This window comes from Alkalihalobacterium sp. APHAB7 (genome assembly GCF_048323755.1).
GTDB lineage: Bacteria > Bacillota > Bacilli > Bacillales > Bacillaceae_F > Alkalihalobacterium.
In genome coordinates this window covers 159084-172925 of sequence record NZ_JBLWFS010000002.1, presented here as the reverse complement: position 1 = coordinate 172925, position 13842 = coordinate 159084, and the positions used below count along the sequence as shown (strand labels likewise).

Genomic DNA, 13842 nt, shown 5'->3' with positions numbered 1-13842 from the left:
AAAGCTGTAAAAACACTTATTATTTTTTATACTACTCTTATAAGGTGCTCCTTAACCAAAGAGTTGGCTCCAACTGTTCTCTCTCCAACTCCCCCTAGTGGCTATCCAGTTTATTGGATAGCTTTTTTTTAGTTAGCGCTGTTAAAAAGTATTGTTGATTTTGGGCTCATTCCTGAAAAAATAACCTGAAATTCTGTGAGAAAATGCATTTTCTCGATCATTTTAGGTTTTTTTTTCAACCTTTCAGTTCCTGAAAGGCGTGTGAAAATAAAACTTCACACAATGAGCCCAAAATCAACGGATATCAACAGCAATATTTAACATAGCTTTTTAGTTAATGAAGGAAACCGAATACTGGTTCTAGAAAAAGGGTAAGAATTAGAGAAAATACTTGTCTTTGCTAATAATTAGAAGAGTAGATTAATACTGTGGTAATAAGAAAACTTTTCGAAGAGGAGGCAGAGCTTTTGCAACTTACAATGAATGATATTATGAATTTCGATTTGTTGGATTCGGCTCGTGTCCTTTCTGGGGAAAAGTATTTGAAAGAACGTTATGTGGAATGGGTGTCAATTACGGAAAGTCCAGTTGAAAACTTTGTCCGTAAAAATGAATTTGTTTTAACTACTGGTATTGGTTGTGAACAAAATATTGATGCATTTGAGCAATACGTCCAAGATGTTGTCGATTCTGAAGCAAGTGCCTTAGCAGTTGCCACGGGTCGTTATATTTATGATATTCCGACTGAAGTCATTCAACTTGCTGAGCAAGCGCAGTTTCCAATCATTGAAATTCCTTGGGAAATAAGGTTTGCGGATATTACACACGAAGTCATGAAAGAACTAAATCGCAGACAGCAACAAGAATTAAAAGAGTCTGAAAAAGTCCAACAGCAACTGATTAATATTTTATTAAATGGTGGAAATTTAGACAAAGTGGCACAATATGTCGGAAAGCATATTCATGCCCCCGTACTCATTACAGACAAAGACGGACTGGTCAAAGGAAGTGCTAGGCAAACGAAAGAAATTCGGTCGATGTGGGGAAAGCTAAGAACCGATAACAAAGTCCCCCACCATACTTTTATAACAGATGATACGACACACCATCCGCTCCATCAAAAAATTCATAAGCTCGATCATCCCCCGTGGAAAATTGTTCAATTACCGATTATACAAGATGTTCATCGTGTTCTCGGTTTTTTATTTATTATTTTAAATTCTACACACCCTCTAAAAGATGACCTTAGCCATTATTCTATTAACCTTCTCGAACATGCTTCAACCGCTAGTGCCCTATGGTTTTTACGAGAAAATGCAGTTCTAGAAACTGAATTTAAGTTACGAGATGATTTCGTATGTAGTATCGCCAAAGGTGATTTAACCTCGTGGGAACGGATTAGTGAGCGTGCGAGACTACTAGGGTACGATGTAAGTGTCCCATACGTCTGCATTGTCGGTTATCCAGAAAATTTGCGGGCCATGTATGAAAAAAGCGACCAAATTAAACAGACGAGTTATGAAAAGTGGCTGCATAGCATGGTCTATTATATTGAAGAAGAAGTGGTATTTGCGAGCCAATCTTTAGAAAAGCAGCTGCTAATGACCTACCAACTAGATGAAATCATTATTTTCCTAGAAGCAACCGTCGTCTCGAGAAAAGACAGTGTTCACTATTTTCTCGATCTTCTTGAACGACGACTGGGCAATTTATTGCCAGGAGTTGTCATGTCCTGGGGGATTGGCAGAGTGTATGACGATGAATTAAAGTTTTCAAAAAGTTATCGAGATGCGCAGCAATCACTCGAAATTGGCAGACGCCAAAAAGGACCCGGTCAAAGAATGTATTACGATGACTCAAAAGTTGAACGCATCTTATTATCTCTAAGTGACAATGAAGAAGTCCAACACCTATCAGAATCCGTGATCACACCATTAATCAATTACGATCAAGTACGGCAAATGGAACTCGTCCGCACATTCATTATTTTCACCCAGCATCATTACAATGTCAGCAAAACGGCACGCAGTCTGTCCCTCCACCGCCAATCGTTGTTATACCGCCTCAGAAAAATTGAAAAACTAACCAAACTGTCACTCGTAAATCCAGACGACTTATTCCTATTAAACTTAAGTATTAGAATATGGCTGGCTACATCCGCACCAGAACATGCCCGCAATTATATTCACTCTCAGAAGCCGGTGATTAAATGAAAGTGGTTGTATTTATATTCGTAGGGTAGTTTTTGAATAGTGAATAAAATGAATTGAGAAGGGGGTATAAATCGGATGAGGTTTATATCTCTTTTTTGGTTAGTAGAGAGAGTTTACAAGGCCGCATGAGCTAAGTAAGGGAAAAACTAGGCAATCTATAAGTTATAGCAGAGATTAGAGTGCAGTAAAGGGAAAAACTAGGAGAACCCGTGAACGAAAAGCGCGGAATGGTGAGCGGTAGAGGGGAAAACTAGGAGAAAGCGTGAACGAAAAGCGCGGAATCGTGAGCAGTTGAGGAAAAAATTGGGAAAGCGTGGAATGGTGTGCGGTAGAGGGAAAAATTAGGAGGAAGCGTGAACGAAAAGCGTGGAATGGTGTGCGCTAGAGGGAAAATTTAGGAGAACTTGTGAACGAAAAGCGCGGAATGGTGAGCGTTAGAGGGAAAAATTAGGAGGGAGCGTGAACGGAAAGTGTGGAATGGTGTGCGGTAGAGGGAAAAATTAGGAGAGAGCGTGAACGAAAAGCGTGGAACGGTGTGCGGTAGAGGAGAAAACTAGGAGAACCCATTAACCGAAGCAATGATTAGAGCATAATAAAGGAAAAAAACTATAGGAACTAAAGCAGTGAATAGTGCAAATGAAGTTACCCCAGTCCCATACTACTCGCTCCACCAAAACACCCCCACCCGAAATCGCCATTCACCAGCCCTCTAAACCCCCTCAACATCACCCAAAACCTAACAAAAGTGTACTACATGATAACTGAATATTCTTACACTTTTTACAATATCGGGTTCGGCTCCACTCGCTTATGATAATAACAAATCACAAAAGTAAGGAAAAAAGGAGAAAGGGGCGAAAGGAGTGGGAGAAGATGCTCCATTTTACACATGGGGAATTTCATGAGCGTTTGCGTCTAACAAAAGAGAAAATGGTTCAAGAAGGAATTGAAGTGCTTGTTGTGACCGACCCAGCCAATATGAATTATTTATCAGGATACAATGGGTGGTCATTTTATGTTCATCAAGCATTAATCGTGATTATTGATGAACCGCAACCACTATGGATTGGTAGAGAAATGGATGCGAATGCTGCAAAAGTTACGAGCTGGCTCTTTCATGAGCATATTATTCCGTACCCAGATTATTACGTGAATTCGAATACGACACACCCGTATGATTTCATCGGAAACATTTTAAAGGAAATTGGGCAAAGCAAGCGGGTGATCGGGCTTGAAATGGATAATTATTATTTTTCAGCGAAGTGCTTTGAACGTCTATTAAAAGCTCTTCCACATGCCGTTTTTAAAGACAGTACGAATCTCGTCAATTGGGTACGTATTATAAAATCGGATACGGAAATTGAATATATGAAGCGTGCAGGTCAAATTGCTGTTCGTGCGATGAAAGTCGGCATTGATGCCATTGATGTTGGTGTACGTGAATGCGATGTAGCTGCGAAAATCTTTGAAGCTCAAATTAAAGGAACACCGGAATTCGGTGGCGATTACCCTGCAATCGTACCACTCATGCCGGCAGGTGAACACACATCTACACCCCATATTACGTGGAGCGATGAAACATATAAACCGAATACGACCGTTTTAATTGAATTAGCTGGATGTTATCAAAGGTATCACGCTCCTCTCGCCCGAACCGTAACGATTGGTGAGCCAGAAGAAAAGGTGAAGGACTTATCTGAAGTTGTTATTGAGGGCATGGAGGCTGCATTAGACGTAATAAAACCAGGAATCACCTGTGAGGAAGTCGAGCGTGCCTGGAGAAAATCGATCCAGAAAAGAGGCTACCAAAAAGAGTCAAGGATCGGATACTCAGTCGGCTTAAACTATCCGCCAGACTGGGGGGAGCATACGGCAAGCTTACGTCCTGGTGATCAAACGGTCTTAAAGCCGAATATGACCTTTCATATGATTTTAGGGATCTGGATGGATGACTATGGCGTTGAGTTAAGCGAGTCTTTTCGTGTTACGAAAACAGGCTATGAATTATTAGCAAGTGCACCAAGAAAGTTGTTTGTGAAACATGCAGGAAAGAAATTATGGCCAGGGGGAATGGGAGCTTAATTAAATCAAGGAGGTAGATCGTATGGAAAACAAAATGAAAAAAGCAAATATGGGGACAAAAGCCGTCTGGGCAGGGGAGAAAGACTACCTTGTGCATGGAGCAACTCAAGTACCTGTCATACCGAGTGTCGCTTACAACTATGATGATATGGATGAGTGGTATGAAGTCGCGGTTGGACGTAAAAAGGGACATATTTATGGCAGAAACACGAATCCAACCGTTCAAGCGTTCGAAGATAAATTAAAAGAACTTGAAGGAGCGACAGCAGCGACGAGTTTTTCAACGGGGATGGCGGCGATTAGCAATACGCTTTATACCTTTTTGCGACCAGGCGATCGTGTCGTTACGATTAAAGATACGTATGGCGGAACGAATAAAATTTTTACTGAATTCCTGCCCCAAATGGACGTAGAGATTACGTTCTGTGAAACGGGTAATCATGAAGAAGTAGAAAAAGAAGTCGCCAAAGGCTGCAAGATTTTATATCTCGAAACCCCAACGAATCCAACTGTAAAAATTACCGATATTAAGCGCATGGCCGAAGCAGGTCAAAAAGCAGGAGCGCTCGTCATCGTTGACAATACATTTGCAACACCGTTAAACCAGCAACCACTAGAACTTGGAGCGGATATCGTCCTTCATAGTGCAACAAAATTTCTCGGTGGGCACGCGGACGCCTTAGGTGGAGTGGCGTGCAGCAATAATGAAGAGTATATCGAAAAGATCTATCACTACCGAGAAATCAATGGGGCAACGATGGATCCTTGGGCGGCATACCTCATCTTACGTGGAATGAAAACGCTCGAGCTTCGCGTTCGACGTCAAGAAGAAAATGCATTAAAGCTAGCAAACTATTTAAAATCAGAGGAAATGGTGGAATCCGTATTTTACCCAGGACTTGAGGAGCATCCGAACCATGAGATTGCGAAAAAGCAAATGGTTGGCTTCGGGGGCATGTTGAGCTTTGCTGTGAAAGGCGGTATTGATACAGTCAAAGAGCTTTTACCAAATCTGACATTCGCTCACCGTGCAGCGAACTTAGGAGCTGTTGAGACGACAGTAGGCCCTGCAAGAACAACAAGTCATGTGGAGTGTACCCCAGAAGAGCGAAAGGCGATGGGAATTCCTGAAGGACTCATTCGCGTCTCATGCGGGATTGAAAATGCGGAAGATATCATCAACGATTTTAAAGAAGCCTTTACGCATGTGAAAGAGGCAGTTCGCTAGCCATTTCTGAAGGAGGCTTAAAACTATGCAGAAACTCGCTTTATTAGGATTTGGCACCGTCGGCCAAGGATTAGCAGAAATTTTAGTAGAAAAAAAAGACGCCTTAAAAGCAGAAACCGGTTGGGAAGGAAAAATTGTTGCGATTTCAGATGTCATGAAAGGCTCCATCTATGACCCAGACGGCCTTGATATAGAAAGAGCATTACACATTGTGAAGCGAACAGGGACTCTTGATGACTATCCAGATAGCGAGCGACTAATTCGCGATTTAGACAGCTTTGAAACGATCGAGCAAACGAACGCAGATACGATTGTGGAAGTGACGTTCACCGATGTAAAAACAGGTCAACCGGCGATCGATCATTGTAAAGCAGCGTTTAGAGCAGGAAAACATGTGGTGATGAGTAATAAAGGTCCCGTTGCTCTAGCTTATAAGGAGCTGGCACAATTAGCAAAACAGCACAGAGTTCGCTGGGGCTTCGAAGGCACGGTCATGAGCGGAACGCCTGCTCTCCGGATGCCACTCGCGGCTTTAGCAGGCAACGAGATTAAAGAAATGACAGGCATTTTAAACGGAACGACGAACTACATGTTACTCAGAATGGAAGAAGGGCTTTCCTATGAAGAAGCCCTCGAAGAAGCACAACAGCTTGGGTATGCTGAAGCTGACCCAACGAGTGATGTAGAAGGCTATGATGCACGCTATAAGATCGTCATTCTTGCTAATACCGTCATGAACTCCTTACTAAAAGTCGACGATGTCCAGTGCGAGGGTATCACTCACCTCACCCCTTATGATATTAATAAAGCAAAATCAAAGGGAAAGCGGTGGAAACTGATTGCTCGTGTCAGTAATGAAAACGGCAAAGTCAAAGCATCCGTACAACCGGAAATGCTCGATGAAACCCATCCACTCGCTTCCATTCAAGGGGTCTTAAACGCAGTTACTTTTGAGTGTGATTTAGCTGGGACGATTACACTTTCTGGCCCTGGGGCAGGACGAACGGAAACAGGGTATTCTTTATTAATTGATTTACTGAATATATATAGGAACCATTTATAGATGTTCACAGCTCAAAATGGATGTTGTGAGTTAACTTGAGCGACAAAGATTGATCAGACAAATGAAAAAGAGATGTGAGGTTATATAAAAAATGAAAGGTGGGAAAGCCAATGAAAGTTCGAGTGGCACAAAGGAAAATGTTTCTCGCCGGAAAGTGGGTGACCCGAGACCAGACGATTACAGTAACCAATCCAGAAAATAATGAAGCAATTGCTACAGTGCCGGCAGCGACAAAGGAAGATATGCTTGAAGCGGTTCAAGCCGCTAAAAAAGGAGCTGTCGTATCAGCAAAGTTGCCTGTTTTTAAGCGAATTGAAATTATCCAGCTAGCGGCGGATTTCATAGAAGAACAACAAGAAGATTTTGCGGTCACAATTGCCTTAGAAGGCAGTAAAACGATCCGCGAAGCGAGAAAAGAAGTAGCACGATGCATTCAAACCTTGCGCATCAGTGCAGAAGAGGGGCGGAGATTAGAAGGAAAAACGATCCCGTTTGATCAAAGCAGTGGAAATGAAAATCGGTTAGGGTATTACTCTTTGTTCCCGATTGGAATTATCGGAGCGATCACACCGTTCAATGATCCATTGAATTTAGTCGCTCATAAAATTGGTCCAGCCGTGGCCTCAGGTAATGCGATTATTGTAAAACCAGCAACGGTGACACCGCTTAGTGCATTAAAGCTAGCAGATGCGTTTTCACAGGCGGGGCTACCAGATGGAATTTTATCGGTCATTACGGGTAGAGGCTCTGAAGTTGGAGATACACTCGTTACTCATCCTGATGTAAGAATGATTTCTTTTACAGGTGGTTTAGAAACCGGAACAGAAATAGCGAAAAAAGCGGGCTTGAAAAAACTAAGCATGGAACTCGGCTCGAACTCTCCCGTCATCGTGTTGAATGACGCCAATCTCAATCAGGCAGTGGACTCTACGGTTTCTGGAGCGTTCTGGGCAGCCGGACAAAATTGTTTAGGAGTGCAACGTATTTACGTAGAAAAAGACGTATTTGAACGGTTCACTGCTCAATTTGTTGAACAAACAAAAGCCTATCGAAAGGGCAGTAAGTTGTTTGATAGTACCGATATGGGGCCACTGATTAATGAACGAGAGGCGATCCGAGTTGAAAAACTAGTGAATGAAGCGATCAAACAAGGAGCGACTTTAGCATGCGGGGGTAACCGAGAAGGAGCTTATCTCGAGCCGACGGTTTTAACGAACGTCCCACCAAATGCAACGATCGCTAAAGAAGAAATCTTCGGCCCTGTCGTCTTGCTTTTCGCGGTTAATAGTCTACAAGAAGCCATTGAACGATCAAATGATGTGAACTATGGCTTACAGGCAGGGATCTTTACCAATCACCTCCAGGCTGCTTTTGAAGCGATCCAAAGGCTCGATGTCGGTGGTGTCATGGTGAACGACAGCAGTGACTTCCGGATTGACAGCATGCCATTTGGCGGTGTCAAAGGATCAGGATTAGGTAGAGAAGGTGTGAAATACGCTATTCAAGAAATGACTGAACCAAAAGTGGTTTGTTTCAACCTTTAAAAGTTTTTATATCAAAATAATGAAGAGTGGTAGGGCCGTTATAAAGTTCCCTGCCACTTTTTTGTTGTTGTATCCTCAGGTCCCCACCTCTCCACCTTTCTCATAATCTCCCCTATTTATTTACTTTTCTGTTCTTAAAACAAGCGTAACGTAAATAAGTTAACACTAAGAAGGACGTAATAAGTGTTCTTTATAGCGAATAAAAGGACTATTGTACCGTTTACTATAACGAACTTTTACCATATAATATTCTCTATAAAGAACGAAGTGGTGTTATCAATGCATGAGAGGAGGATCAAATGATGCAGACGATTGATATAGAAAGTCCAATTCAGGCGCAGTTAACGATACATGTCGTGAAAGACAACGTTGTCAACTCGAAATGTACGTATGTTAAAGTAGTAGAATTCACAACAACATCACTTACATTTATTAGTTCTTTAAAATTTCCAGTTTCAGAAGAGGTTATTTATCGGATGACTCTTAAGGTATTTGGAAGAGAAATGGAAGTATACGGAATGATCTTAACTTGTGTGAAACGTGTTCAAAGTGAAGAGTATTATTATGAAATGAATTTTAAAGTGAATTAAGAATGACGATAAAATGACAAAATAAAAAAGGGTGAGATACATATGAATGGGGGGAATATTAGGGAGCTGCGAAGAAAAAAAGGTTTATCCTTAGATCGACTCTCTGAGTTGTCAGGTGTTTCTAAGTCCTATTTAAGTTACATCGAACGTGGTTTACAGACGAACCCAAGTTTATCGGTTTTGGAAAAAATGGCACAAGCACTTGGCGTTGAACTCATCCACTTAATAGAAGTAATGAATTCGGAAGAAGACAAACAATCCACCTCCATGTAGAGAGGTGGATTGTTTGTTGATTGAACTATTTTTTACTAAAATATGTTAGGCTAATTATTTATTTTTACGCCATTTGTTAAATTCTAAGTACTCGCGGAACTGTTCTTTTGAAACACCAGACTCCATCGCCTCTTTTACTAATTCGACCCAAGCGGAATCGAGGTCGTATTCTGCTGCTTTTTTCTCTTCTTTGTTTTCGTTTAAGAGGGTTTCAACACTAACACCTAATACCGAAGAGATTTTTTCTAGGAATTGTATGGAGGGATTAGATTGGATGTTTCTTTCTATGGAACTTAAATAGGATTTTGCTACACCAGCGGATTCTGCTAATTCAGATAAAGACAAGCCTTTTTCTAATCGTAATCGTTTGACTGTTTCTCCGATCATCTGTATCGTTTCCTCTCTCAACCTGTATACTTATAGGAATTATAACAGTTTAAGGCTTGTTCTGTAAATAGAACTACGAGATCATGTTTTAACGGTTTGGTTAAGGTATTCTTTTATTTCTTCAATCGTAAACCCTAATTTTTTAGCTTCAACTATTAGAGCTGTCCATTCTTGGTCCAAAACCTCACAGGTCTTTGTATTCATTCCTTTTACCTCCTAGTTCCTGTACACAGTAATATCGGTCTACTGTCAGTATAGCAATAGGTCTATATATAAACGCGACGATCAATAGTTAATAAAATAGTTGTGATTTTGCGACTATAATTAGTTAACCCATTACCATCATATATAAAAATGGGAAAAACTTTTAGTTACTGAAGTCATATTTATAGTAACAGTTCCAATAAATTTCCAATCGACATTTTATTTAGCGAGCGTAACACCTAGTGTAAAGGTGTTTGTACTAAATACTCTTAGAAAAAAATACTTTTTAATCTTTGCTTTGCGACAAAAATTTCCGAATTTCTACATGTTATTAATAGGTAAAAAGAAGGTGTTTTTAGTTTAATAGTCCTAGACTGTTTTAATGGTAGTTATAGTAATAACCTCTAAATGACCAATTGTTTAGATAGCTAAAGTCATTTAAATTAAGACTATATTCACAGGAATCTATATTGATATAAGTTATGACAGATCTACCTTTCTTCTTGATTCCCATTCCATTGCTTTAAAAAGGCTTTAACATCTTCTGGTTTAAGTCCGATCTCTTTGGCATTTTTCATAAGTAAAATCCACTCTACATCCAGTAGTCTTTCCTCGTAGGATAGTTCAGTAGGTTTCAATACGATCTCTCCCTTTTCCTAATATTGCCGTTTTATTGGTTATAATGTTCATTATATAGAACGTACGTAGATAATCAAAAAAGGATTTTAAAGAAAAACAAGGGAAAATAGATGGAATTAGGTGTTTATTGTTCGTTATATCGTATATTTGGGGATTTTCACTTTTTTTGATTAAATTTTAAAAGATAGGTTTAGTTTCTTAAAAAAAGTGATACGAGATGAACAAGTTTCATCACATATCACTTTTCTCATATTATAACGTAGCGTAAAAAGAGGAGGTCTTTTTGTTGATTTTGAACGTCCTTGATGTGTGAATGGTAGGTGCAACTTTTTCAGTTTTTAAGAAAAAAGTTTTTACTTCATCTGTACTTATACCTAAATTTTTCGCTTCCTTCATTAATTCAATCCATTCGTGATCAAGGTTTACCATGCCGCTACTCTTCATTAATTGTTACCTCCTAAAATACATTAAGCATTTCAGGTAGTCCAGCCATCATCATTGATAAATCAACCTTAGATCTGTGACTTTGCGTCCCTACTTTTCAATAGGTTTGCCCTTTGACTGATTACTTTATTTTTTATTCATTAACATACTTTTTTACAATTTATATGACTTATGGCTTGTTATTAGTAGTATATAGGATGAAAAAATTTTGTGGTGTTGAAGAGTGTCGATGACAGAAAATTCTAATTTTACAATATAGAAACATTAAATAGGTAAAATTAACCTCGTAAATAACATAATTATAGTGTAAATGTTATATTTGTAGTTATTTGGTCCTTGTTTTGTGGTTGAGAGTCTATAAATCTTTAGAATTAGCTAAAATGGAGTAGGAATAAATTGTAAAATGAGCATAGAAATTCAAAGAAAGTGTCGAGATTTTACTAACGAAAGTTTTGGTTTTTTAATAAAAGTTTCCTAGTTTTAATCTTATAGAAGAAAATTGTGGACTATTTAATATTATTCTGAAGGAATGGATATCCAGATTAAATTGAGCGAAAATCCGGTTATTATGGTGGGTAACATTTAAAAAAATTTACATATTTCTGGTGTACAGACACAAGCAAGCCCAAACGTACATAGATATAAGATATCAAACCTTTGGGGGTGAGGAAGTGTCATTATTTGCAGCCATCACCTATTTCTTTAAAGAAGTCATTGTTTTTGTATCGTATGTAAAAAACAATGCCTTCCCGCAACCGCTTTCGAAAGCAGAGGAGCAAAAGTACTTACAGCTCATGGAGCAAGGAGACGAAGAAGCTCGTAATCGCCTCATTGAACATAATTTACGATTGGTTGCCCACATCGTTAAGAAGTTTGAAAATACACGCGAAGATACCGAAGACTTAATTTCGATTGGAACGATTGGGTTAATTAAAGCGATTGAGAGCTATTCACAAGGAAAAGGCACGAAATTAGCGACATATGCAGCCAGGTGTATTGAAAATGAAATCCTCATGCACCTTCGCGCGTTAAAGAAAGTAAAAAAAGATGTTTCTCTCCATGATCCCATTGGAACCGATAAGGAAGGAAACGAAATTACCTTAATCGATGTCCTTCAAGAAGAAACCGACGACATCGTTGACACGATCCAACTGAAAATGGAAAAGAAACAAATTTACGATTATATCCACGTTCTAGATGAACGAGAAAAAGAAGTCATCGTCGGCCGCTTTGGCTTAGACTTAATGAAAGAAAGGACTCAACGAGAAATCGCAAAAGAATTAAACATTTCAAGAAGCTATGTCTCTCGGATTGAAAAGCGAGCTTTAATGAAGCTGTTTCATGAGTTTTATCGAAGGAATAACGGGCAGGTATAGAATGAGAAAGGAAGTATGAGAAGAGTGGTTTCTCATACTTCCTTTAAGTCGTAATATTGTTTAATCGAAAATAATAAAGTGTTGACATAAATTTATTCTGCTCGAAATTGAGAAGTAGAGGAAAAAATAGTGCGAACAGAGTATAATGAGTGTATGAAAGGAGGAATGACATTGGCTAAAAAACTCTATGGTAAAGATGCGCAAACCTTTAAAAAATGGGTGAATCAGGGCGCAGAAACTATTATTGATATTGATGGACAGCGCTACTTAATACAAGCGTTGCAAGAAAGTCGGGTAAAAATAGAAATAGAGTCCGATCCAGAGTTAAGAGAGATGATAAAAAGAGCAGACAAAGATATCGAGAATGGTAACTTATTTAATACTGAAGATATACTCGAAGCGATAGAACGTGGTGAGATATAGTGGAAATTAAATGGACAAGTGAAGCAAGGAATAATTTTAAGAATATAGAAAGTAACCACTATAGTAAGTCAGAAACGAAAGAATATAAAAAGTGTTTAGCTGTTAAAATTAGTAATAAAATAGTAACGATGATGGAAATCATGCCAGTAAAAGAACCAGAATGGAAAGGTAATTATATGATCTATGTGGATAATTACAAAGTAATTTACTCGTTTTCGAATGACAAGCAGATCTGCTATATAAAAGCCTTTAAACATCAGAAACAAAATTAATTGGATCTCTCTAATTCTCCATTTCTTCTTCTCAAGTTCCCCCTTCTTCGTAAACTCAACAACCTATACTAATCATTAATAAAATCAATATACGTTACGTTAATAGATGAACACCAATGTCTTAGATATATAATATAAAAAAATGGCAGTTTGGTGAGAGGTTAGTTCATCAGACTGTCATTTCTATTTAATTTATTCAATTGGTCTTGCATAAATAATATAACGGTCCGGTGCACTTCCTACATAAGAAAACGGATAACACGTCGTGACGACTAGCACTTCATCAGGAGCTGTTGAGCCAATAATCGTTCTGTCATCGGCATCTACGATTTTCGTACTTTCAATCTCATACGCAAACTCGCCATATGGAAGTTTAATAATAAATTGATCCCCAATTTCAAGCTCGCCCATTCTTCGAAACACCGTATCTCGATGACCGGATAAAACAATCTGATCATTTTCCATTGGCCAAGCAGTGCCTTTGTAATGCCCGACTCCTTTTTCTAACTCATCCTCGTCTGTACCTTCCACAATCGGAAGTTCCGCATCAATCGCAGGTATAGAGAGAATACCGACTGTATCTCCCATTTGCGGGTCGAAGTCATCTATAGTTCGTTGGACTTCTTCTTCAGTTTCCTTTTTTTCTAAAAGTTCATAAGCCGAAGCCAAACTTTCTATTTGGGCTGTCTGCGTTTGCCAATACTGATAGCCCCCAAAAATAAGTAAGGCGAGCCCCCCAATAATAAATACATAAGAAATTACCTTCATCGTCATCTTCCTTCTATATAGTAATAAAAAATCATTAAATGAATGTAAAGTATTCTCTTTAACTATTGTAGTGGCTCGTGGCTGCAACATGCAACAATTGGATTTATTAGTCTAGTTAAAAAATAGTTGAATGTTCTTTATAAAGAAAATAACGTTCTTTATAAATTACAAAATAGTGAGAAAAAATGAAAAATCATGAGATATAGGCAGTTTTTTGTTCACTATAACGAAAAAATGGACGTATTTGGACGTTTTCAAATGATAGAACATGGCCTATACTCAGGTTATTAGTTCGTTAAAGAGAACGAAGGATACTTGGAACGTTCTTAAAAAAGT

General features: G+C 38.9%; 15 protein-coding genes and 1 riboswitch. Of the genes, 10 read left to right on the top strand and 5 right to left on the bottom strand.

The window, feature by feature from the left end; genetic code table 11:
• Positions 1–467 precede the first annotated feature (467 nt).
• The 7 genes from ACNSTQ_RS03215 (at position 468) to ACNSTQ_RS03185 (ending at position 8993) form a co-directional block, all read left to right on the top strand.
• Positions 468–2213 carry a PucR family transcriptional regulator gene (locus tag ACNSTQ_RS03215; protein ID WP_418198407.1) on the top strand — a complete coding sequence of 582 codons (1746 nt, stop codon included), beginning with the start codon at positions 468–470 and terminating at the stop codon, positions 2211–2213.
• 873 nt (positions 2214–3086) lie between these two features.
• Positions 3087–4295 (top strand): M24 family metallopeptidase, encoded by a 1209-nt coding sequence (locus ACNSTQ_RS03210; protein ID WP_418198406.1) that lies wholly within the window; start codon positions 3087–3089, stop codon positions 4293–4295.
• Between the two features lie 22 nt (positions 4296–4317).
• Positions 4318–5523 carry a cystathionine gamma-synthase family protein gene (locus ACNSTQ_RS03205; protein ID WP_418198405.1) on the top strand — a complete coding sequence of 402 codons (1206 nt, stop codon included), beginning with the start codon at positions 4318–4320 and terminating at the stop codon, positions 5521–5523.
• 25 nt (positions 5524–5548) lie between these two features.
• A complete protein-coding gene (locus ACNSTQ_RS03200; protein WP_418198404.1) occupies positions 5549–6586 on the top strand; it encodes a homoserine dehydrogenase in 1038 nt (345 codons plus the stop codon).
• A gap of 110 nt (positions 6587–6696) precedes the next feature.
• Positions 6697–8130, top strand: a complete 1434-nt coding sequence (locus ACNSTQ_RS03195; protein ID WP_418198403.1) for an aldehyde dehydrogenase family protein — start codon at positions 6697–6699, stop codon at positions 8128–8130.
• Between the two features lie 299 nt (positions 8131–8429).
• Entirely contained in the window at positions 8430–8720 is a 291-nt protein-coding gene (locus ACNSTQ_RS03190; RefSeq protein ID WP_418198402.1) for a hypothetical protein, read from the top strand.
• A 42-nt stretch (positions 8721–8762) separates the two neighbouring features.
• Positions 8763–8993, top strand: a complete 231-nt coding sequence (locus ACNSTQ_RS03185) for a helix-turn-helix domain-containing protein (protein WP_418198401.1) — start codon at positions 8763–8765, stop codon at positions 8991–8993.
• A gap of 54 nt (positions 8994–9047) precedes the next feature.
• Here ACNSTQ_RS03185 and ACNSTQ_RS03180 read toward each other — a convergent pair whose 3' ends face one another.
• The 4 genes from ACNSTQ_RS03180 to ACNSTQ_RS03165 form a co-directional block, all read right to left on the bottom strand.
• Positions 9048–9380: a helix-turn-helix domain-containing protein gene (locus ACNSTQ_RS03180; protein ID WP_418198400.1), complete on the bottom strand. Its 333-nt coding sequence runs from the start codon at positions 9378–9380 to the stop codon at positions 9048–9050.
• A gap of 81 nt (positions 9381–9461) precedes the next feature.
• Complete coding sequence (locus tag ACNSTQ_RS03175) at positions 9462–9584, bottom strand: anti-repressor SinI family protein (protein ID WP_418198399.1); 123 nt, start codon at positions 9582–9584, stop codon at positions 9462–9464.
• Between the two features lie 491 nt (positions 9585–10075).
• On the bottom strand, positions 10076–10222 hold the full coding sequence (locus ACNSTQ_RS03170; RefSeq protein WP_418198398.1) for an anti-repressor SinI family protein: 147 nt from the start codon (positions 10220–10222) through the stop codon (positions 10076–10078).
• Between the two features lie 253 nt (positions 10223–10475).
• Positions 10476–10667 (bottom strand): anti-repressor SinI family protein, encoded by a 192-nt coding sequence (locus ACNSTQ_RS03165; protein WP_418198397.1) that lies wholly within the window; start codon positions 10665–10667, stop codon positions 10476–10478.
• 32 nt (positions 10668–10699) lie between these two features.
• Positions 10700–10788: riboswitch (cyclic di-GMP riboswitch) on the bottom strand.
• Between the two features lie 550 nt (positions 10789–11338).
• On the opposite strand from ACNSTQ_RS03165, the gene sigK reads away from it, so the two are divergent.
• The 3 genes from sigK to ACNSTQ_RS03150 all read left to right on the top strand — a co-directional run bounded on the left by sigK (position 11339) and on the right by ACNSTQ_RS03150 (position 12738).
• Positions 11339–12043: an RNA polymerase sporulation sigma factor SigK gene (gene sigK / locus ACNSTQ_RS03160; protein ID WP_275118437.1), complete on the top strand. Its 705-nt coding sequence runs from the start codon at positions 11339–11341 to the stop codon at positions 12041–12043.
• 171 nt (positions 12044–12214) lie between these two features.
• A complete protein-coding gene (locus ACNSTQ_RS03155; protein ID WP_418198396.1) occupies positions 12215–12466 on the top strand; it encodes a hypothetical protein in 252 nt (83 codons plus the stop codon).
• Entirely contained in the window at positions 12466–12738 is a 273-nt protein-coding gene (locus ACNSTQ_RS03150) for a type II toxin-antitoxin system RelE/ParE family toxin (protein ID WP_418198395.1), read from the top strand. Before ACNSTQ_RS03155 ends, ACNSTQ_RS03150 begins: the two co-directional genes overlap by 1 nt.
• 192 nt (positions 12739–12930) lie before the next feature.
• Here the strand turns inward: ACNSTQ_RS03150 and ACNSTQ_RS03145 are convergent, their stop codons facing one another.
• Positions 12931–13506 carry a class D sortase gene (locus ACNSTQ_RS03145; protein WP_418198394.1) on the bottom strand — a complete coding sequence of 192 codons (576 nt, stop codon included), beginning with the start codon at positions 13504–13506 and terminating at the stop codon, positions 12931–12933.
• Positions 13507–13842 lie beyond the last annotated feature (336 nt).

Excerpts from the sequence above, each read along its gene's own strand:
- ACNSTQ_RS03190 (WP_418198402.1), top strand. The coding sequence starts at position 8,430 with ATGATGCAGACGATTGATATAGAAAGTCCAATTCAGGCGCAGTTAACG.
- ACNSTQ_RS03195 (WP_418198403.1), top strand. The coding sequence starts at position 6,697 with ATGAAAGTTCGAGTGGCACAAAGGAAAATGTTTCTCGCCGGAAAGTGG.
- ACNSTQ_RS03175 (WP_418198399.1), bottom strand. The coding sequence starts at position 9,584 with ATGAATACAAAGACCTGTGAGGTTTTGGACCAAGAATGGACAGCTCTA.
- ACNSTQ_RS03205 (WP_418198405.1), top strand. The coding sequence starts at position 4,318 with ATGGAAAACAAAATGAAAAAAGCAAATATGGGGACAAAAGCCGTCTGG.
- ACNSTQ_RS03210 (WP_418198406.1), top strand. The coding sequence starts at position 3,087 with ATGCTCCATTTTACACATGGGGAATTTCATGAGCGTTTGCGTCTAACA.
- ACNSTQ_RS03165 (WP_418198397.1), bottom strand. The coding sequence starts at position 10,667 with ATGAAGAGTAGCGGCATGGTAAACCTTGATCACGAATGGATTGAATTA.
- ACNSTQ_RS03185 (WP_418198401.1), top strand. The coding sequence starts at position 8,763 with ATGAATGGGGGGAATATTAGGGAGCTGCGAAGAAAAAAAGGTTTATCC.
- ACNSTQ_RS03200 (WP_418198404.1), top strand. The coding sequence starts at position 5,549 with ATGCAGAAACTCGCTTTATTAGGATTTGGCACCGTCGGCCAAGGATTA.
- ACNSTQ_RS03180 (WP_418198400.1), bottom strand. The coding sequence starts at position 9,380 with ATGATCGGAGAAACAGTCAAACGATTACGATTAGAAAAAGGCTTGTCT.
- ACNSTQ_RS03145 (WP_418198394.1), bottom strand. The coding sequence starts at position 13,506 with ATGAAGGTAATTTCTTATGTATTTATTATTGGGGGGCTCGCCTTACTT.